Origin of the sequence: Pseudoalteromonas sp. bablab_jr010 (genome assembly GCF_016464105.1) — a bacterium.
Classification (GTDB): domain Bacteria; phylum Pseudomonadota; class Gammaproteobacteria; order Enterobacterales; family Alteromonadaceae; genus Pseudoalteromonas; species Pseudoalteromonas simplex.
Window position 1 is genome coordinate 1 of sequence record NZ_JACDWV010000013.1, and the last position, 21407, is coordinate 21407.

Below are 21407 nucleotides of genomic sequence, written 5' to 3' on the forward strand. Positions count from 1 at the left end.
AGCTGTGAATATTAGAATCGATAAATGATGAAATATTGGCGAAGCTATGATTAAGGGGCATAAAAAAATCCGATGACCTGTGATCATCGGATTTTGATCCTATTATGCCAAATGTCAATTGCTTAACTGATCGGCATTGGACCTTAAAGTCTGCTTTTGCCAATATTATGACGGACTATATTTCTGCAAGCGCCGTTGAGTGTGCTTTTGCTTGTGATGGTGATAGTACTGCTGGTTTAGTTACTCGATTGCGTGCAGGTCTTGCCGGTGCTGCTGCAGGTTTACCAAGTTTAAACATGATAGCGTCACGCACTTCTCTTGGTTGATAGCCTGATTTTACTTTCATACGAATATGCGGAATGCCTGCCGCTTCTAACGCGCCACTGACAAACCAGTCACGTTGGGCTTTGTGGCCGTCGCGGTTGGTGTTATTTACTAAATCAACAGCGGCAACAATGCTAAGTTTGTCCTTGTCGATAAGCACGTAATCTAACTGTTTGTTTTTGGCTTTAGCCATTGCAGCACGTTTAGCTTTGACAGATAAGCCTTGCTTACAGTCGATTAAATCAATCAGTTTAACACGGCTGACGATTTTGTACTGGTCACCTACAGCACGTTCTAGCAGGTGTAAAAAAGCACTCTCAACTTGCGTAAAAACAGTTTGCTTACGAGTGAAAGGGTAAGGGTTTCCGCCTTCATCGGTAAACTTTGACGCAACAACAGAGGCTACGACGACTAATACTAAAATTGATAATAAAGCGAATTCCATACGGTAACTCCACAACAACAAATTGACACTGAAAACTAATAGCAATTAGCGTGCCTAACTGTATGGAGCTACCCGAAATTTTTAAGCCGTGTATCCGCCAGCAACCCCTTTAACAGCGATTGCTACCGCGTCATGGGCATGAAGTGATTCGTAGTGGTTTATTTGTAGCCAGTAATCTGCGTAGTTATGCTGTTCAAGTAAGCCTTTAATTTTACGTGCAGCATCTTCGCAGAACATGAGGTTTTGACCATTTAAGCGGGCAAACTCTTGCTCATCTTCACGTTTAACCGCCGCTTGTACTGGCGTTTTTAGCTCAGCTTCTAAAGCATCAATTAAGCCAACCACATCAAAGCTGTCAATTTGGCTGTCGAGTTTTACTTTCACGTTGGCGATTGAACGCTGTGAGTGTGGTGTAGCTACAATCCCGTCAGTTGTGCCTAGCCATTCTAAAACAGTTTGCTTATCAACATTTTGCTCTGCAAACTTTTCGCTAAAAGCGTTTTGAATTAATTGACGAGCAAGAGCCGCTGAACATGGGCATGTTGACGAGTAAGTGACATCAACCATTAACTCAAAGCTTACAATGCCTTGGTTGATCTTAGCGATCAGATGAATCGGGTAGTTTTTCCAACCTACTTTGCCACTTAATAAAGATTTTCGGCGCAGTGGTAGCTCAAACTTAAATTCGATTTGTGCTTGGTCACTTAAATCATCATGGCTGCTAATAAAGGCATCAAGTGCTTGCTTGAGAGTTTGTGGATTAACTTGCTGCTCGGTTGATAAGGTATCAAGGGCTAAAAATAAACGCGACATATGAATGCCTTTGGCGTCTTCTTTATGCAAGTTTACAAAAGCGCGTGCCTTGGCAATTACGTTTACAGGGGCAATATTGCGAGTTTCAAAAATGAAAGGAAGTTCAATTTCGCCCATGCCAACCCAGTCTAATTTACCTGTTTGTAAGGCGGGAGCCGTATCAGCAATATCTGGCATTGTGGTTTGCATGGTAATACTCATTCTTTGCAATTATTAAAGCGCGGTATTTTACATGAAAAAATATAAAAAAGCGGCGTTGATGAAAAAATTCTATGTTTATCGCACAATATGAATATTTCTAAAGGAATAGTGATAAAATTAACTATGCTGTTTTTTTTCGATTATGTGCCTAAGCTTTAATATATGATTGATTCTTCTTTGAGTCCCTGGGCTCGCACACTCTCAAGCTTTATTTCTAAGTACGGTGAGTTTAAAACTGCCGCTGCCTGTTATGCCTTATTACTGGTCATGTCGCTGATTTTATCGTGCATGTTTTATTATGTAGCAGTCGGTACGGTAACTTTAGTTGATGTTTTAGCTGTGTTGTTTTTTACCGCAGTAGTATCGCCGATATTAATAACAGTGCTGCTCAATTCTATTCGCCAGTTAGAAGCATCTTATAGTTATCTAGATAGCGCAACCAAACAAGAAAAACTGCTCAATCAAACACTAAAAGACAATATCAGTCGCTTAAACGAAGAGATTGATGAACGTAAAATGGCGTTTCATGCTAAGCACAGAGCAATAGAAGAACTTAGACGCGAAATTGCTGAGCGTAAGAAAACTCAACAAGAACTAGCTCAACAAGGCATGCTATTACGCTCTATTGTCGACTCATCTCCCGATTTGTTTTATTACCGCGACAACAATGGTGTGTTTGCTGGCTGTAATAAAATGTTCGAACAAGTGATTGGTAAAAGCAGCGATGAGTTAATCGGCAAGAGTGTCGAAGAAATCTATCCAAGTGATTATTTACCGGAGGTACTTCGCACCGACAAAAAAGTATCTCAAACTCACCAAGCTCTTACACTTGACGTTGAATACCCTGTTAATGGTGAAAAACGTTGGTTTGAAATGCGCAAGCTACCCTTTATTAATGAAAAAGGTGAGTACATTGGTTTACTTGCCTTTGGCCGTGATATCACCAGTCGTAAAGAGGCGGCTCAGGCCCTTGAAGCGGCTTACAAAGATAAAGGTAAATTCATTGCGACTCTAAGTCATGAACTAAGAACACCGCTTAACGGTATAGTGGGTTTAACCCGCATGTTGCTAGATACAGAACTTGATAAACAACAACGTAGTTGGTGTAACACGGTATTCTCAAGTGCCGAAACCCTTGGCAATATATTTAACGATATTATCGACTTGGATAAAATTGATCGTGAGCAGCTTGATATTGTTGCTGACTCTGTCAATGTGGCCGACTTTATAAATGATGTGGTGAACTTTGCAGGCTTAATTGCTGAGCAAAAGGGGCTTGAGTTCAATATTAAACGCAAAGGTACGTTAGACGTTTATGCGTCACTTGATCCGACTCGTTTACGTCAAGTAGTTTGGAATCTCATCAATAATGCGGTTAAGTTCACCCAACAGGGTCATGTTGAGCTTGAATGTCGCCGTGAGAATCGCGCTGATGGGCCTTGGTTAGTGATGCGTGTAAGCGACACCGGTCAAGGCATTCCTCAAGAGCAGCTGCACCGTATTTTTGACATGTACTATAAGGCACCTGATATCAAAGGCACCAATGCAATTGGTTCAGGGATTGGTCTTGCAGTAACTAAAGCACTTGTTACTGCGATGAAAGGTGAAATCAATGTCAGCAGTACTGAAGGTGAGGGCAGTGTTTTTGTTGTCGAAATTCCCCTTAAGCTTTGTATTGCGCCAGCTGAGCAAAGTTATGCGGTACGCAGCTTAAATATTCTTTTAGTTGAAGATGTGCCGCTAAATGCTGAGATTGCTACCAACCTACTTGAGCAGCGTGGCCACGAAGTTATTTGGGCTGAAACAGGTGAAGATGCGCTGTCGTTTGTCTACACAGAAGATGACTTAGACCTCGTTTTACTTGATATGCAATTACCTGATATCAATGGTGATGAAGTTGCTCGTCAAATTCGTGATGATGAGCACTTTGATAAGCTGCCAATCGTTGCCTTGACTGCCAACGTGCGTAGTGCCGAAGAAGAACTTGCGGGTATTAATATTCAAGGTGCACTCGCTAAGCCTATCAACACCACAAAACTCGATAAAATGCTCGGCGAGCTATTTGATATAAAACAGCAACAAAATTGTCAGCCTGAGCCAATTAAAGCCGTGACGGAAAAAGACTTATCGGGTATACGTGTTGAGCTTCTCGATATAGAAACCATCGAAGACTTTGTAGGCTCAATGGGGCTGGTTATTTTTAATCGTAGCTGTGAGTTATTTAATAAGTTAAACCCTCAGTATCAAACTGAGCTAGCAGATGCGTTAGCTAAAGATGATAGAGAAGAATACAAATCGGTGGCGCATAAATTGAAAGGTGCAGCTGGCTCTGTAGGCTTAAACGATGTGCAGTTACATGCTAAGAAGATGGAACACGGCGCGCTTGAAGAAAGTAGTGAAGAGTTACAACAGTGGCTTGATGAACTTGCAGTTAAAATAAATGAAGGGCGTGACGCCCTCCAATTATTCTTACAACAGTTAGAAGATTAATTCTAATTAGCTGTCGATTTTACCAATGAAACGATAGCCTTCACCATGGATGGTGCTGATCAGCTCAGAGGTGCTGTTATCGCTTTCAAAGTGTTTTCTGATACGACGAATGGTTACGTCTACAGTACGGTCATTTGCACGAAGCTCACGGCCAGTCATGTGCTTAATTAATTGCTCACGGCTGAAAATACGGCCTGGTGAATCGAGCATTAAACGAAGTGCGCGGTATTCACCTTTAGGTAAACGCTTAGCGTCGCCACTTGGAGATGTTAAACAACGGCTGTTTTCATCAAGTTCCCAACCGTTAAATGTAATAACACCATTTGTTTCGATATTCGCTTCTTCGCCACCTAATGCTGTGCGCGAAATAAGGTTACGAGCACGAATAGTTAATTCGCGAGGGTTGAATGGTTTTGTGATGTAATCATCAGCACCAATTTCAAGACCTAAAATGCGATCAACGTCGTTGTCACGACCTGTTAAGAAAATTAAACCAACATTACGTTTTTGACGTAATTCACGCGCTAAAATAAGCCCGTTTTTACCTGGTAGGTTGATATCCATAACTACAAGGTTCACATCATCATTATTTGTAAGCTTGTCATGCATATCATCGCCATCAATGGCTTCAATAACTTTGTAACCTTCGGCTTCAAATAAACTAACGAGGTTTAGTCGAGTTACGTCTTCATCCTCTACGATCAGAATGACTGGCGTTTGCATTGTATATTAACCTTTTCGGAAATTTTATTTACAAAAATTCGGTATTATCAAGCAAAACCGAATACTAGAGATTATAGGATTAGATCCAATTGTTAACAAGTAAAATCAATTTGGATAAAACTTAGCCATAGCTAACAATCGAGATTGCACTTTAAAGTTATGCTGCAATACGTGCTGCTTATTGATATACAGTCGGATTTTATTTCCTTCTTGAACCAGAGAGGCTATTCCGCCTTTCTCTAAAAAGCGAATACTTTCACCTATCGTTAAAGTATTTAATGAAATTGTATCGGTCCAAAGTGGAAGTATATCATTTTCTAATGTTTCATCAATGTATGTGATATCACAAATCTGAGAAAGTTCAGAAATTTGCTGAGTTTTTTTCACTAAAATAACGTTGATAGGTTTTTTGTTAATTTGCAGTTCACTTTTGTCCTTTAGGAACGACCCAGGCCCTGTTTCTACATTATAAAAACAGAAAGAAATAGGTGGAGGATCCATGCTTTCAGTAAACTTAGTGAACTTAGCAATTTGATATAAAAACGCCGATTTTACTTGTTCTGGTGATTTTGCAAAACTCGGGGTGGCGTAAATAACAAAAGCAAAAAGGCAACATATGATTTTCATCATGCATTACCTTCAGATAAGGGCAGAGTAATAATAAAATGAGCACCCTCGGTATTTAACTCATCGTGAATTATTGTACCGCCTAAGGCTTGGGTTACCAGGTTATAAACTAAATGCATACCTAGTCCACTTCCACCTTCGCCTCGTTTGGTTGTCACAAATGGGTCGAAAATACGTTTTCGAATCGTCTTTTCAACACCAACGCCATTATCGAAATAGTGAATAATAAAGCTGCTTTCATTGCGCTCAACGTTAAAGGTGATCTCGTTATCAAGCTCGTCGCTAAAACCATGGATCACAGAGTTACTCAATAACTGCTGTAACACCTGCTGTAATGGTCCCGATTTAGTCTCAATACTAAAGTCATTATTGCAGTTAATCGTGATTTTAGGGTTGCGATATTGTATTTCTGAGCGCATCGACATAATCACATCATTTAATAAATTATATAAGTTTACGTTAGTGGTTATTTCGACATCTTGATTAACTGCCACTTTCTTAAAGCTTGAGACTAGCTCTGCGGCTCGGTTTAAGTTGCGATAGATAAGATCTAGATTTTCAATGCCATCAGTTATAAAGCGTTTTAAATGTGCTGAGGTGAGTGTTTTTTGCTCAAACTGCGCGTTGATTTCTGCCAGCTTGTCACGCAGCAAAGTTGAACCCGTAATACCTAAGCCGATAGGTGTATTTACCTCATGGGCTACACCTGCAACCATTTGCCCTAAAGAGGCCATTTTTTCATTTTCTACTATTTGATTTTGGTATTGATGCATACGCTCAAGTGTATTGAGTAGTTCTTGGTTAGCCTCACGCAAGGCAATAGTACGTTGATTTACTTTCTCTTCAAGACTTTGGTTAAGCTGTTTTATTTCTTGTTTGTCTTTTTCGTGGCGCTCGATTTGCTTTTGGGTTCGGGCAAGCATGATATTTAAGCTGCTAGAAAGCTGATTAATTTCATCGACATTAGTTTTTTGTGCGCGAGTATCATAGTTATGGTTTTTTGACACATCTTGAAGCAAGTTACTCAGTTCATCAATTGGGTTCGCAATACGTTTTTGAATACGCAGAGCAACAAAATACACCAACACTAAAACAAATAGGGTTAGTAAAATATCAATAAAGATTTTACGGTTAATATACTGATTGAGCCTATCTAAGCCACCACGAACATAGGCATAGCCAATCACTTCTCCTTCATATTTGATTGGTTTTATTAATTCTATTACATCATCTTTAAACTTTGGCTCAGACAGATCGCTGATACTGTTTACTTTGATAGGAACTGGCGGAGTTCTATTGGCGTTAAAGCTGCTGAAAAAAACAGGCTCATTCGATAATTCGTCAATTGCGTATATGTGAATGTTTTTAATGAGCGGCACTGTCTCGAAAGATTTTAGGCGCTCTGTTTCAGTTTCGTTATCATCAAATAACACTGTGACCTGGGCGTTATATGCAATAATTTCAGATAGAATAGTTATTTTATCGACAATTAAGGCTTTTTGTTCTTTTACATCTAGGTAGGTCGAAATAGAGATAGACAAAGACAAGCACAACGCAGTAACAAGCATAACCGCATTAGTTAATGCCTTACGAATACTCGTTTGTGCCGATAAAATTGACATGCGCTATAGAAAGCCTAAATTTTTATTTTATTAGTAAGAGTTTAGTCTAGCAAAGACATTTAAAAGTAACTAAATATTTTAAAAAATATTTTTGCTACGAATAAGCTATTTACTCAACTTTTATTTAGCTGAGTAAACTGCAAATTTTGTATTTTTGAAATCGGTACTGTATTGGCCAAATTGCGCTTCTAAAATAGGTGGGTATTTTAAGAAGCTGTTTGCAACTATGGTCAGTTTACCTTGCTTACTCAAGTGTTGCTTTGCAGAGCTAAGAAATGCCTCGGCAATGGTGTAATCAGTGGCAATACCGGTGTGGAAAGGTGGGTTACTGATGATTAAGTCGAATTTACCATTAATATCAGATAAGCCATCACTTAATACCGCTTGGCCTTTAAGGTTATTTAATGCAAGTGTTTGCTCTGTGGCGTAAGTAGCAAGAGCACTTACATCGCTACATACAAACTCAAGCTCAGGCTGCTTTTTTCCTAAATAAGTAGCAATAATGCCTGCGCCACATGCAAAGTCGAGCACTTTACCCTTGCTAATACTTGGCGCATTATTTAGAAGTACCGCGGTACCTACATCAAGCGCACCGTGGTTAAATACGCCCGGCACACTAATCGCCGTAAATTCAATATCGCCGGCTTTCACTTGAAATTGCTTATGATAACGACCGATAGCAAAGTTATCGTTTAGCGTAAGCTCAGAGAATAAATACAAAATACAGTGCTTGGCACTATCGATTTTGTTACTAAAACCACAGTGATCTTTTAGTTGTTTCTCTGCTGATTTAACACCGCTTTTATTTTCACCTACCACAAATAGTTGCGCGTCTTGATGACAAACAGCACGAATGTTATCGAGGCACATTTGTGCTTCGGGCTTAGCTTTTGGGTAATAATAGATAACTAAATCGTAGTTATTATCTGGAATAGTGTGGCTAACCACAGCATGTACACCGGCAATTTTGCTAGCATACATGGCATTTGCGTGGTTATAACTGAACGCAGTAATTTTTGCGTCAGGGTTTAGCGTTTTAAGTTCGCGTAAGAAGCCATCTTGCTCAAAGTTAACCACTAAAATCGATTGTCCAACAAGTTCGTCTTCATTTCGAAGCAATAATAAACTTGGGTTGGTTAACTTACTCATGCTGCTTTACCTTTTGTTACTTAGTACGCTCAAACATTAGATCCCATACGCCGTGACCTAAACGGTGACCGCGCTGCTCAAATTTTGTCAGTGGACGTGAATCTGGGCGAGGAACGTAATCGTTAGTTTCTGACTGGTTTTTGTAACCTTCAGCAACTTGCATTACTTCAAGCATATGCTCAGCATAATTTTCCCAGTCAGTCGCCATATGGAAAACACCGCCAATTTTTAATTTGCTACGTAACTTTTGCGCAAACTCTGGTTGTACGATACGACGCTTATGGTGACGTTTTTTATGCCATGGATCAGGGAAGAATAATTGCAGCTTAGATAAGCTTTCATCGGCAATACAATCAGCTAGAACTTCAACTGCATCGTGTTCGAATACGCGTAAGTTTGTTACACCTGCTTCGTCGGCATCCATTAAACAGGCACCTACACCTGGGCGGTGAACTTCAATACCGATGAAGTTAAGCTCTGGTGCGTTTTTAGCCATTTCGACTAGCGATTTACCCATACCAAAACCGATTTCTAGTACCACATCGTTATCGTTACCAAACACTTCTTTTAGGTTTAGCATGCCATTTTTATGCTCAAGGCCCATCGTTGGCCAACACTTCTCGATGGCTGCCGCTTGGCCTTTTGTGAGGCGACCTTCGCGCTTTACGAAACTACGAATCGTGCGGATGTATTTACCCTCTTGCTTTGCTTGCTCGAGGTTTGGGTTACTTGAGTCACTCATATATTTTGGCCTGATAAAAATACTGACGATAGAAAAAGGGTGCGTATTATCCCTGACCTGCGCCTTGAGTACAATAGTCTGGGCTTGTTTATCTTATGAGATTAATATTGCAGCCATATGCTAGCTATTTAGGCAAAGTAGGGGCTGTTCGACTTGCTTGGCCTAACCAACTGCAATAGACTTGGCCGCAATGAGCTTCAGCAAGTAAAGATGTTATTTTGAATTTAAGCAATAAGGAGTCAACTTGGTTTGCAAACCAAGTGGTTGACTGGTACCACCTTCACGGCCGTAAAACTCTCCCTTGGCAGTTAAATAAAACCCCTTATAAGGTATGGATCTCTGAGGTCATGCTACAGCAGACTCAAGTGGTGACTGTTATTCCATACTTTGAAAAGTTTATGCAAAGCTTTCCTGACATTATTGCGCTTGCTAATGCCGATGAAGATCAGGTGTTACACCATTGGACTGGCCTTGGCTACTACGCCCGAGCGCGTAACTTACATAAAACTGCAAAAATAGTCCGTGATAACTACCAAGGTGAGTTTCCAACTACGCTTGAAGAAGTTATGGACTTGCCGGGTATTGGTCGTTCAACGGCAGGGGCTATCTTGTCTTTATCGCTTGGTCAACATCATCCAATTTTAGATGGCAATGTTAAACGAGTGCTAGCACGCTTTTTTATGGTTGAAGGCTGGTACGGAGTGAAAAAGGTCGAAAATCAACTTTGGTCATTATCATCGCAATTAACGCCTAAAGAGTCGGTTACTGAGTTTAATCAGGCAATGATGGATTTAGGTGCAAGCCTTTGTTCACGTAGTAAGTTTGACTGTGAGCCTTGTCCTTTGAATAGTAAATGCCTTGCTTTTAAAGAAGGTAAAGTAAAAGAGTTCCCGCATTCAAAGCCTAAAAAAGCTGTACCGAAAAAGTCATGCCATCAGCTCATTCTAGCCTGCGACAATAAAGTGCTTATGGAAAAGCGCCCAAGCTCAGGGATATGGGGTGGATTGTTTGGCTTTTTTGAGTTTAGCGAATTAACTGAGTTAGAAACATTTTTAGCCCAGCATGGTTTATCAAACAATACGCAAGCACTTGAAGCCTTTACCCATGTATTTTCGCATTTTGAGCTAACCATCAATCCACATGTTTTAACCTTGCCGAGCATTCCAGATCTCATTAATGAACGACAACTGGTTTGGTATCCGCTTGATGAGTCTGTTGAGGTTGGTCTTGCTGCACCAACGAAAAAGCTGGTTAAACAATTAAGCGCAATAGATTACAATAGCATCACGCAATAAGAGTAGAGAGCAATTATGGCACGTACAGTATTTTGTCAAAAGTTACAAAAAGAAGCTGAAGGCTTAGGCTTCCAACTATACCCAGGTGAGCTTGGTGAAAAGATTTTCAACAACATCAGTAAAGAAGCGTGGGGCCAATGGCAACACAAGCAAACAATGCTGATCAACGAAAAACACCTGAACATGATGGACCCAGAGCACCGTGCTTTTTTAGAAGAGCAAATGGTGGGTTTCTTATTTGAAGGTAAAGACGTAGAAATAGAAGGCTACCGTCCACCAGAAAAATAAGCGCATAATCAAAAGTAAAAAGGGCCGTAATGGCCCTTTTTGATCTGTATTATTCAGCTTCTTGTTCGGCTTTGTTAATTTGTTCTTTTAAGAACTGAGCCACCTTAGAGTATTCAATTTCGAAACTATCTCTAAGTGCAATTAATTCGTCGCTTGTAGGCTCGCTTTCTTTGCAGGTTTGTTCAAATCCAGCGGCAAGCTCAGCAACCTTCATTGCTCCTATGGTTTTCGAAATTGACTTTAGCTGATGGCAAGAAGTAATAATTTTATCTAAATCATATTCTATAACCCCAGCGTTTACCTCTTTACTGAGTTGATTACTCTGTTCTAAATACATCTTAAAGAAACGTAGCTTCTTCGCTTCATCATTGACATATTTACCTAGTACATCCATATCAATTGGTGTTGTAAGTTTTTTACTTTCCAATTTTGCAGCTTCTGGGTTTGCTTTATAAGCACATTTATGAAGTGTTCCTTCAAGCACATTTAGCTCAACAGGTTTTGTAATGTAATCGTTCATGCCTATGCTTAAACAACGCTCTTTTTCACCTTTAAGCGCATTAGCTGTTATAGCAATTACATAAGGCTGGGCGTTGATATCTTCAAGTTGCGATGCTTCATGGCGTATTTTTTCTACCATATCGTAACCAGACATTTTTGGCATGTGTAAATCAGTTAAGATAATAGAGTGCTTACCTTCACGCCATGCTTCTAAACCTTTCTCACCATTTTCAGCCATTTCAACACCATAGCCTAGTAGATGTAGCTGATCGGTCAGCACTTGCTGATTTAGCACGTTATCTTCAACAAGAAGTACTAACTTGTTTTCTTCACGAGCCTTATCAACACTTAGGTAGTCGTTAAATGATTTGGTAGAAGAAATTTGTTTAGGCTTATGTAATCCAGCTGCCACGAGAAGTGACATCATAAAGTTTGACTTACATAATGGTACTGCATTTAGATAAAAAATATTCTTATGATTTACGGCAGCTTCATCTAATCTACTTAAGACGATAACTTGCTGATTATTATCTTCTAAAGTGTAAAGTAAGCGACGTAAGATATAGTTAATATCTTCCATGGTTTCGATCCCATCAAGGATCCAAATCAGCTCTTTTCGGTCCTGCTCAACTTCAATTTGCTCATTGTTTTGGGCGATAACTGGTGTTGCCCCCATAAATGATAAATAACGTGTCAGTAATTTTTTTCGACCGTCATGATTAGAGACCACAACAACTCTTTGATCTTTCATGACTTGTTTGTGAGCATAATCAACTTTACCTTGCGTACTAAAAGGTAATTCAACGACAAACTCACTGCCAATACCTAAGTCACTGGTTACAGAAATTGTACCCAACATTAGTTCGGTTAAGCTTTTACAAATCGATAAACCTAACCCTGTGCCACCGTATTCGCGGGTTATTGACCCTTCAGCTTGAATAAATGGATTAAATATTTCGCGAAGCTGCGCTTGCGTCATCCCTTTACCGTTATCTAATACACTAAAGCGTAATGTGTAGTGATCAGTGGTGTTTTGTGCAACCTCCACCGAAATTTTTACATGACCTTTTTGCTTGTCGTCTGTGCTGGTGAACTTAATTGCATTACTACATAGATTGTAAAGTACTTGGCGAACTCGTACCGTGTCGCCAATTAGGTTTGTTGGGATATCGGGCGCAATAGCGAGCTCTAGTTCAAGGTCACGCTTTTTGGCAACCGATGATAAAACACGGGCAACTTCTTCAATCGTGTCAGATACTGAAAAAGGAATGTTATCGATATTTAATTTACCCGCTTCGATTTTCGAGAAATCGAGAATGTCATCTAATATCCCTAATAACGAAAATGCAGAATCACGAATAATTGTACTTAGTCTATGTTGCGCCCCATCAAGCTCTGTTTGGCGAAGTAAATCAATTGTGCCAATAACACCGTTCATTGGGGTGCGAATCTCATGGCTCATGGTAGCCAAGAAAGTGGTTTTAGTTTCGTTTGCTTGTTCAGCTTTTAGAGTTGCTTGCTCAAGAGCGAGAGTACGGTTTTGTACCTCTGTCTCTAGGCTGTTTTGTAATTTTTGTAAATCAGCTTGTGCTGCTTTGTTCTCGGTAATTGCTGATTCAACTTTTTTAAGTAATTGATTTACATGCTTTGCGACAGAGTCTAGGCCAAAGTCAAGGGTTTCAGTTACTTGCCCTTGGTAGTCCGCATTGTCAGTAATAGCTTTTAGCTCTTTATTTAACGATGAACTGCTTTTACTAAAACGCTTATTGATAAAAATACTCAGCGCAAAAGATAATATAATTAAAGCTAGAAGCGTTAAGCTAGCAAGACCGATTGAAAGCACAGAAGATTGTGTAATAGGCTGCTCAATAGGGTGTTGTTTCACAATTAACTCGCCAACAGGCTGGTCATTAAATTCAAGAACAGTATGTATTAGTGTTTTTTCAGCTAGTTGTTGATTGACTTTAGTGGGTTGAATAAGCTCTTTGTTGTTTGCATAAACTAAAGAAACATCACCGTTAAACTCGTATCTATATAAATAGTAATCAAAGCCAGTATTAAGGAGTAAGCTTAAATCCAGTACTTCTTTTACTTTATCTTGCCCTGGCATTGTTAAAGCACTAACAAGGGGGGCACGCAATTGATTTGAAACTTGAATGGCCGTTAAATTTGGCTTCAACTCTTTTACTGGTGCTTCATCATTAGTTGGATAAAACGAAAAAGCAACGACCGCTAACAGGGTGATGACGAGATTCGTAATTATAAAAAGCGGTAGTAAGCCTTTTACAGGTGAATTCGATTTACTTGGCATGGTTCTTATCCAACAATTTTACAGCTAGGTACATTTCCTTGATATTTAGACAATCCTACCATCTGTGAAGAAAAATTCATCACGTTTTTAACAGAGGTAACTCTTTTATGATGAGAGTCAATTTAAAAGCATAAAAGTTGTTGGTTAAATAGGCTAAAAACTATTGAAAACAGCAATCTTGATTGAAAACTGTGCAAACAGTTAGAATCCTCAAAAAAAAGTTGACTTGAGAAGGCAAAACCCGTTTAATACGCCGCACGCCCAGATAGCTCAGTCGGTAGAGCAGAGGATTGAAAATCCTCGTGTCGGTGGTTCGATTCCGCCTCTGGGCACCATTATTTAGTATATTGGTGTTTAACTTATGATTTAAACATCAATATCGTGCCAAGCACACAGATTTAGTGTGCCGACTTAGCTCAGTTGGTAGAGCAACTGACTTGTAATCAGTAGGTCATCCGTTCAACTCGGATAGTCGGCACCATTTATTTTAATAGTTAGCATTTAGCTAATTGTTTTGCCCAGATAGCTCAGTCGGTAGAGCCATCGGGAATTGCATTGAAAATCCTTGCGGATATTCTGCATAAAACTAAATATTGCCCAGATAGCTCAGTCGGTAGAGCAGAGGATTGAAAATCCTCGTGTCGGTGGTTCGATTCCGCCTCTGGGCACCATTAATTAAAAGCCTCGCAATCGCGAGGCTTTTTTGTTTTACCCCCTCCAAATCACGATTTTACTTCCCGTAGGCGTGAAATTTAAAGAGCTATCAGCTTTCAGCCGTCAGCTATCAGATTGAAAAGTTAGCGAGTTAGAAAGGGGAAAGAGTAAAGTTAGATTGTGCCCGCACATTACTATGGCTAAACCCGGTGCCGTAGGCGTGAAATTTATTTCGCGCGAATAAGAATAATAAGTACTTGTATAAAAGAAAAACTACATGGAAGATTTTCGATAGCTGATAGCTGATAGCTGATAGCTGATAGCTGATAGCTGATAGCTGATAGCTGATAGCTGATAGCTGATAGTTTGCAACTTACCTCCATTTTCCTACCGTTCATCGTCGTCAAATGTCAGGCAGTGTAATGTTATGTAAAGTCAGTTGAGCAAAATTTAACGTGGTGCTTGAATTACACTCATAAATAGATGTTTTTCAGGTTTTTAGAATGAATTGGCAATATAAGCCGAGTTTATTGGCTTTAAGTGTAATTTTGCTAAGTGCATGTGCGAGCCAGCCGACTCACAATGAACGAGTTGCTGAGCTTGAGACAGTACCAAGTGCATGGCAGCAACTCCCTTCTAGCGACAAAGCGCTTGCTGTTGAAGATAACTGGTTGCAGCAATTACACGACCCTCAAGTTTTTACTTTAGTTGAGCAAGCATTAGCCCATAACCAAGCGATTTTACAAGCGGGCTATGATGTCGCGATTAAAGAGCAGCAGCTTATTGCCGCTGGGGCTGATTTATGGCCAAGCCTTGATTTATCAACACGTGCGAGCCGTAGTAAAGATAACCGCCCTGTTAGTTATAACAACGCCAGCTCAGCATCATTAGAATTAAGCTACGAAGTTGATTTATGGGGTAAATTATCAGCCTCAGAACGACAAGCAAATCTTGAATACCTAGCTGAAAAAGCCACATTTGCACAAAGCAAACAACAATTAGTCGCTGATGTGGTAGCGGGTTGGTTTGATGTTATTACGAATCACAAATTACTTGAACTATACAAGCAGCGTGAGCAAAACGCAGAAAAAAATTTAGATATTATTGAGTCAGGTTATCGCCAAGGTTTAAATGAAGCGCTTGATGTTTATCTTGCTCGGAATGAGCTAAATACTGAGCGCTCAAACATTGCCGCGCAGCAAGCAACGTTAACTAAATCAATTCGTGATTTAGAGCGTTTAACAGGCCAATACCCAACTGGCGCGTTAAGCGTTAGTGCAGATTTACCACTACTCGACAGTGCTATTCCACTTGGTTTACCTTCAGAGCTTATCACTCGCAAACCTGAGTTAATGGCAAGCTGGTATCAATTACTTAGCACCGATGCTGGGCTTGCTTATGCGCATAAACAGCGTTTTCCGAGCTTAAATCTTTCTGCATCAATCAGTGATGGCACAGATAGAGTGAGCGACTTATTTTCGCCTTCAAGCTTAGCGTGGTCGCTGCTTGGTAGTATTTCGATGCCAATTTTTGAAGGTGGTCGCTTAAAAGCCAATGAAGAACAAGCAAGGTTAAACGTTAAGCGCCAAGAGCAGGCGTATCTTGCCACACTTTACGATGCCTTTAACGATGTTGAAACAGCCATCAGCCAAGAGCAAGCGCTTAAAGTACGCTACGAAAAAACCTTAGAAGCGCAAGAAAATGCCATTACCGCAGAGGCATTAGCGTTTGAACAATATCAAAGTGGTTTAGTTACCTACACCACGGTACTCGATGCACAAGACCGTTCGTTCAATGCGCAAAGTTCGGTAATCGAACTTAAAAACCAATTAATTATCAACAGAATCAACTTACATATTGCCCTTGGTGGTGATTTTAGTGAAGCAAACAGCGAAGTAGCAGAGCAATAATCATGAATAGCAAGACACGTAAAATTTTAATTCCATTGGTAGTGATCGTTGTGACGGTACTGCTTGTCATGTTTATTAAAGGCAACCCGCCTCAAGCAAACCGCTTTTCTTCACCGCCAAAAGCAAAAGTGAATGTGGCTGTTAAAACCCTAACACCAGAAACTTATCAGGTGATGATTGATAGTTTTGGCACCGTAAAGCCACGCACGCAAAGTATGCTAGTCGCGCAGGCTTCAGGGCAAATTATCGAAATTAGTGAGCAATTTCGTGAAGGTGGCTTTTTCGAAAAAGGCGATGTGTTGTTGCAACTAGATGATAGAGATCACCGCGCCGAAGTAAAATCAGCACAAGCGGCTTTATTAACCGCTGAGCAAAGCCTACTCGAAGAGCAAGCTCGTGGTCGCCAAGCAGTTACCGATTGGGAGCGCTTAGGTAAGGGCGAACAAGCAAGTAGCCTGGTACTGCGTAAGCCACAACTTGCAGCAGCCGAAGCAAGTGTATTGTCTGCCCAAGCGACGCTTGAAAAAGCGAAACTTGATTTAGAGCGTACAAAAATCACTGCTCCATACGCGGGGCGAGTTTTAAGCCGCAGCGTAGACTTAGGTCAGGTGGTGAGTAATAACATGGAACTTGCCAGTATTTATGCCATTGACCGTGTTGAAATTCGCTTACCAATCAAAAATAAAGATCTGCCGTTCATTAACTTACCAGAACAATTTCGTGATGGTGCTAAAAATAGTGCCGGTTCACTCGTTAAATTTAGCTCAGATCTTGTTGGTAAACAGCAATGGCAAGGTCAAGTTATTCGCACCGAAGGTGCCATTGATGAAAGCGCGCAGCAGCTTTATGTGGTTGCACAAATTAATGACCCTTACAAAGCCACTTCAGCTAATCAATACCCAATTAAAATTGGTCAGTACATCAAAGCGCAAATTACCGGCAAGGCGATTGAAAATGTCATTGTGATCCCAAACAGTGCTATTTATCAAGGCACCTATGTTTATGTTGAAGAGCAAGGTGTGTTGCGTCGCAAAAACATCTCACTGGCTTGGCAAAACGCGACTCAAGCTATGGTTGCCGAAGGCTTATCAGCAGGAGATCACTTAGTGATTACGCCGCTTGGTCAAGTTAGCTCAGGTACCCAAGTGACGGTAATGGGAAGCGAAGCGTATCAAGCTACACGTGGTAAAGCACAGCGTCCAAGCCGTGAAGAGCTTGAAAAGCAAGCAAAAGAGCAAGGTATTACCGTTGAAAAATTAATTGAACAACGCCGCGCTGCTCGTAAGCAAGGAGCGCAATAATGATAGCTTGGTTTACAAAGAATCATGTTGCAGCAAACTTATTGCTGATCAGCATTTTATTAGCGGGGCTATTTAGCGTATCGACGCAAATACCACTTGAAGTGTTCCCATCATTTGAAGCAGACCGCATTAGTGTTAGCGTGACCCTACGTGGCTCAACACCTGAAGATGTTGAAAAAGGTGTCGCTATCCGTATTGAAGAAGCGGTGCAAGATCTCGAAGGCGTAAAGCGCATAACTAGCCGCTCATCAGAAGGCTCTGCCTCTGTATCAATTGAAGTCGATACCGGCTATGACCCACGGGAGCTATTAGCCGATATTAAAAGCCGGGTTGATGCCATTAATACTTTTCCGGTTGATGCCGAAAAACCAGTTGTGGCACTCGCGCAGCGCACTCGTGAAGTAATCGCGGTTACTGTGTCAAGTGAATACGGCGAAAAAGAAACTTTAGAATATGCCGAACATGTACGTGATGACTTATTACGCTTGCCAGAAATCACTCAGGTAGAGCTAAGTGGGGTGCGAGATTACGAAATTGCCATTGAAGTAAGCCAAGATACATTACGCCAATACGATTTACGCTTATCGGACATTTCTTCAGCAATTAGTAATTCAAGTACCGATGTTTCTGCTGGTAACTTAAAAACCGAAGGGGGTGATGTACTCATTCGTTCAAAAGGCCAAGCCTATCGTAAAGATGAGTTTGCCCAAGTTGTAGTGAAGTACCAAGCTGATGGTACCATTATTCGCCTAGGTGATATTGCCCGTATTACCGATGACTTCGAAGAAACCCCAGTCCGTACTCGCTTCAATGGTAAGCAAGCGGCATTTATTGATGTGTATCGTATTGGTCCGCAAAGTGCGATTGAAGTTGCTGATGCGGTAAAAAATTACATTACCGAGCATCAAAGTCAGCTGCCTGAAGGATTTGAGTTAAGCTTTTGGGATGACGACTCTGAAATAGTGAAAAGCCGTATTGCGACGCTAACAACCAATGCTATTCAGGGTGGCATTTTAGTTCTTGCATTACTTACCTTGTTCTTGCGTCCTGCCATTGCGTTTTGGGTGTTTATTGGTATCCCTGTGTCATTCATGGGCGCGTTTTTAGCGATGCCAATTTTTGGTATTACGCTTAATGTTATGAGTTTATTTGGTTTTATTTTGGTACTTGGTATTGTTGTTGATGATGCCATTGTGACCGGTGAAAATGTCTACACCCACCTAAAAACAGCCGAAAGTGGTGAGCAAGCTGCTATACGTGGTACGCAAGAAGTTGCGACCCCCGTTACCTTTGGTGTACTTACAACGGTTGCAGCATTTTTACCATTAGCCTTTATCGAAGGTAACCGTGGTGCCTTATTTGCGCAAATTCCTGTTGTCGTTATTCCGGTATTACTGTTCTCTTTAATAGAGTCTAAATTTGTTCTGCCGGCTCACTTAAAGTACTTAAAACTACGCAGCGAAAAAAGTAATCCGTCAAAACTGCAGCAGTTTCAGCAGCGTTTTGCCGATGGCTTTGAACACGCCATTATGAAGTACTATCAGCCGCTACTAAATGTTGCGCTAAAGAATAAATTAGCAACGGTCAGCTTGTTCGTAGGTATTTTCTTTATCATTTTGACCCTGATCACCAGCGGTTGGACAAAGTTTATATTCTTCCCGCGTATTCCAAGTGAAACCGTTCGCGCAGAGCTAACATTCCCTGCTGGAACACCGTTTGAAGTGACCAACAAATACATCATCGATATGTCAGATAAGGCCAAAGAGCTACAAGACAAGTATCGCGATGAAGATGGTCAAAGCGTGATTTTAAATATTTTGGCAACCACGGGTGGCCGTGGTGGTTCATCAAATACAGGTAGTGTGCGCTTTGAAATCACACCAGCCGAAAAACGTGATTCAGATATAGGTTCTCGAGAGCTTGCCAGTGAATGGCGTGACCTTATTGGTATTATACCGGGCGCAGAGAGTGTGACTTTCCGTGCTGAGTTTGGTCGCAGTTCAGACCCCATTGATGTACAGCTAAGCGGCAGCTCAATCGACACCCTTGAAGCTGTGGCAGAAAAGGTAAAAGAGCGTTTAGCAACTTACCCAACTGTGTACGAAATAGCTGATAGCATGTCTGATGGGAAAGACGAGCTGCAAATTGAGCTAACAGAGCAAGGTTTAGCGCTTGGTTTAAACCGTGTTGATGTATCGCAACAAGTGCGTAATTCGTTCTTTGGTGCGCAAGTTCAACGTATTCAACGTGGCCGTGATGATGTACGTGTTATGGTGCGTTTGCCAATTGAAGAGCGTCGCTCTGTTGCTGATTTAACAGATATTTTAATTAAAACCCCAACAGGTGGCACAGTGCCATTGTCGCATGTGGCAACCTTAGTACCGGGGCAAAGTCCATCGTCTATTTATCGTATTGATCGCTATCGTACGTTGAATGTGACAGCCGATGTTGAAAAATCAAATACCAATATGACGGTACTGCAAGCAGACTTAAAAACTTACTTAGATGAGCTAATGGTGCAATACCCAGGCGTTGATTACTCGCTCGAAGGTGAAGCCAAAGAGCAGCGTGAATCATTTGGTTCACTCGCTTGGGGTCTGGTGTTTGTATTCTTTATTATTTATGCATTATTAGCGATACCGTTTAAATCATATTTGCAGCCATTAATTGTGATGAGTGTTATTCCGTTTGGTATGATAGGTGCGGTAATGGGTCACTGGGTAATGGGCATGGAGTTAACCATTATGAGCCTACTTGGCATGCTAGCCTTGATAGGCGTTGTAGTGAATGACTCGTTGGTACTGGTTGACTTTATTAATAAGAAGCGTGAAGAGGGCGGTGATTTACTGGAAACCGTTAAGCTTGCAGGGGCGGCACGTTTTCGCCCAGTAATGTTAACCAGTTTAACCACCTTTATTGGTTTAATGCCGTTGTTATTTGAAAAAGCAACGCAAGCACAATTCCTTATTCCAATGGCCGTAAGCCTTGGCTTTGGGATTATTTTCGCAACACTTATCACCTTGCTATTAGTGCCAGTTAATTATCTATTAATGGAGCGTTTTCAGGGATTTTTTAAGTAGGGTTCGATAGGTTGAAAACATGTGTGTTGGGTAGAGTGAAGTGAAACCCAACGCACAGGAGCTATCAGCTTTCAGATAAAAAGCTTTAAGTCGATCGTGCGGGTCTTTGAATTTAGATGTAGGCGTGAAATTTATTTCGCGCGATATTTCTTAAATAACGGGTAAGTCGTAGGTCGGGCTTTAGCCCGTCAATTAAACGATTATGTGTCGCTATAAATGACGACATCTATATTATAGATATGAAATCGAGGCTAAGGCTGAAGTTGTGACTTTAGAGTTTAATAAAAAGTTGAATCTAAAAAATATTCAAAACCACTTAATCTTATTACTTCTTGGTTTGGTAGGGTTTTCGATTGCCATTTTAATGCCTTCAAAAGAGGCATTAGAAGTAAAACGGATTATAGTAATTGTTAGTTTTCCTTTGACGAGTTTATTTTTTGTTGTTTATTTGTTCAGGTTTTTAAGTTGGCCTAATACAATAGTCGTTCAAGAGTCATCACTTAAAATAGATAACAACATAATATCATTAGAAAATGTAAGTGATCTATATGTATCTAAATGCGGAGATTTTTTTAGCCTTTACATTGTAGATAAAAAAAGTAAAAAGGATTTTAAAGAAACTTATGTTACTGAGGCTAGTATTGAAGCTTTACGCCAATGTGAAAAGTTTGAGGAAGTCGCGGATAATGTTTTCTTGTTGAAAATAACTTAATAAGAGTTGGTGTTCCCCAAGTATGCGGTGCCCGGTGTCAGTCCTGAAACCTTGAGGTTTCAGGGCGGGGATCTGCGGTCTACCGTAGGCTTCTCGGTACATGCCGAGCTTGCACAATAGTAAACGAACAGAAACCCTAACATAAAATTTATCGGCTCAGGGACTTAACCAAGCTCCTGCACCCTAGGGAACACCTTCAGTATATAAGACAAGTTTCAA

General features: G+C 40.7%; 15 protein-coding genes, 3 tRNA genes and 1 other RNA gene. 10 read left to right on the plus strand and 9 right to left on the minus strand.

Features of this window, described 5'->3' with window-relative positions; genetic code table 11:
* Window positions 1-175: 175 nt before the first annotated feature.
* Window positions 176-769 (minus strand): DUF2726 domain-containing protein, encoded by a 594-nt coding sequence (locus JIG37_RS00130; RefSeq protein ID WP_054551292.1) that lies wholly within the window; start codon window positions 767-769, stop codon window positions 176-178.
* A gap of 81 nt (window positions 770-850) precedes the next feature.
* Window positions 851-1771: a GTP cyclohydrolase FolE2 gene (gene folE2, locus JIG37_RS00135; protein ID WP_054551293.1), complete on the minus strand. Its 921-nt coding sequence runs from the start codon at window positions 1769-1771 to the stop codon at window positions 851-853.
* A 174-nt stretch (window positions 1772-1945) separates the two neighbouring features.
* On the opposite strand from folE2, the gene arcB reads away from it, so the two are divergent.
* Window positions 1946-4273 (plus strand): aerobic respiration two-component sensor histidine kinase ArcB, encoded by a 2328-nt coding sequence (gene arcB, locus JIG37_RS00140; RefSeq protein WP_199528344.1) that lies wholly within the window; start codon window positions 1946-1948, stop codon window positions 4271-4273.
* A 6-nt stretch (window positions 4274-4279) separates the two neighbouring features.
* On the opposite strand, the gene arcA is transcribed toward arcB, so the two are convergent.
* The 5 genes from arcA to trmB all read right to left on the minus strand — a co-directional run bounded on the left by arcA (window position 4280) and on the right by trmB (window position 9136).
* Window positions 4280-4996, minus strand: a complete 717-nt coding sequence (arcA, locus tag JIG37_RS00145) for a two-component system response regulator ArcA (protein WP_054551295.1) — start codon at window positions 4994-4996, stop codon at window positions 4280-4282.
* Between the two features lie 105 nt (window positions 4997-5101).
* Window positions 5102-5626, minus strand: coding sequence for a YfiR family protein (locus tag JIG37_RS00150; RefSeq protein ID WP_228290684.1), 525 nt, complete (start codon window positions 5624-5626; stop codon window positions 5102-5104).
* Window positions 5623-7245, minus strand: a complete 1623-nt coding sequence (locus tag JIG37_RS00155) for an ATP-binding protein (RefSeq protein WP_138602048.1) — start codon at window positions 7243-7245, stop codon at window positions 5623-5625. The genes JIG37_RS00150 and JIG37_RS00155 overlap by 4 nt, the downstream gene beginning before the upstream one ends.
* Window positions 7246-7365: 120 nt before the next feature.
* Window positions 7366-8394 carry a 16S rRNA (guanine(1207)-N(2))-methyltransferase RsmC gene (gene rsmC / locus JIG37_RS00160; protein ID WP_199528345.1) on the minus strand — a complete coding sequence of 343 codons (1029 nt, stop codon included), beginning with the start codon at window positions 8392-8394 and terminating at the stop codon, window positions 7366-7368.
* Between the two features lie 16 nt (window positions 8395-8410).
* Window positions 8411-9136: a tRNA (guanosine(46)-N7)-methyltransferase TrmB gene (gene trmB / locus JIG37_RS00165; RefSeq protein WP_054551299.1), complete on the minus strand. Its 726-nt coding sequence runs from the start codon at window positions 9134-9136 to the stop codon at window positions 8411-8413.
* A 215-nt stretch (window positions 9137-9351) separates the two neighbouring features.
* Here trmB and mutY point away from each other — a divergent pair, with 215 nt between their 5' ends.
* Together mutY and JIG37_RS00175 are read left to right on the plus strand one after the other, a co-directional pair.
* The gene (gene mutY, locus JIG37_RS00170; RefSeq protein ID WP_054551300.1) at window positions 9352-10431 is read left to right on the plus strand and encodes an A/G-specific adenine glycosylase; all 1080 of its coding nucleotides are present in this window, start codon (window positions 9352-9354) and stop codon (window positions 10429-10431) included.
* Between the two features lie 15 nt (window positions 10432-10446).
* Window positions 10447-10719 carry an oxidative damage protection protein gene (locus JIG37_RS00175; protein ID WP_036970432.1) on the plus strand — a complete coding sequence of 91 codons (273 nt, stop codon included), beginning with the start codon at window positions 10447-10449 and terminating at the stop codon, window positions 10717-10719.
* Window positions 10720-10768: 49 nt separating this feature from the next.
* On the opposite strand, the gene JIG37_RS00180 is transcribed toward JIG37_RS00175, so the two are convergent.
* The gene (locus JIG37_RS00180; protein WP_199528346.1) at window positions 10769-13531 is read right to left on the minus strand and encodes an ATP-binding protein; all 2763 of its coding nucleotides are present in this window, start codon (window positions 13529-13531) and stop codon (window positions 10769-10771) included.
* Window positions 13532-13790: 259 nt separating this feature from the next.
* On the opposite strand from JIG37_RS00180, the gene JIG37_RS00185 reads away from it, so the two are divergent.
* The 7 genes from JIG37_RS00185 to JIG37_RS00215 all read left to right on the plus strand — a co-directional run bounded on the left by JIG37_RS00185 (window position 13791) and on the right by JIG37_RS00215 (window position 21188).
* A tRNA-Phe gene (locus JIG37_RS00185) sits at window positions 13791-13866 on the plus strand.
* Between the two features lie 70 nt (window positions 13867-13936).
* Window positions 13937-14012: transfer RNA gene (locus JIG37_RS00190), tRNA-Thr, on the plus strand.
* Between the two features lie 114 nt (window positions 14013-14126).
* A tRNA-Phe gene (locus tag JIG37_RS00195) sits at window positions 14127-14202 on the plus strand.
* A gap of 486 nt (window positions 14203-14688) precedes the next feature.
* A complete protein-coding gene (locus JIG37_RS00200; protein WP_199528347.1) occupies window positions 14689-16095 on the plus strand; it encodes a TolC family protein in 1407 nt (468 codons plus the stop codon).
* A gap of 2 nt (window positions 16096-16097) precedes the next feature.
* Window positions 16098-17396, plus strand: coding sequence for an efflux RND transporter periplasmic adaptor subunit (locus tag JIG37_RS00205; RefSeq protein ID WP_199528348.1), 1299 nt, complete (start codon window positions 16098-16100; stop codon window positions 17394-17396).
* Complete coding sequence (locus JIG37_RS00210; RefSeq protein WP_199528349.1) at window positions 17396-20476, plus strand: efflux RND transporter permease subunit; 3081 nt, start codon at window positions 17396-17398, stop codon at window positions 20474-20476. The genes JIG37_RS00205 and JIG37_RS00210 overlap by 1 nt, the downstream gene beginning before the upstream one ends.
* 265 nt (window positions 20477-20741) lie before the next feature.
* A complete protein-coding gene (locus JIG37_RS00215; RefSeq protein ID WP_194441743.1) occupies window positions 20742-21188 on the plus strand; it encodes a hypothetical protein in 447 nt (148 codons plus the stop codon).
* A gap of 9 nt (window positions 21189-21197) precedes the next feature.
* Here JIG37_RS00215 and ssrS read toward each other — a convergent pair.
* A non-coding RNA gene (gene ssrS, locus JIG37_RS00220) (6S RNA) lies at window positions 21198-21381 on the minus strand.
* Window positions 21382-21407: the final 26 nt, after the last annotated feature.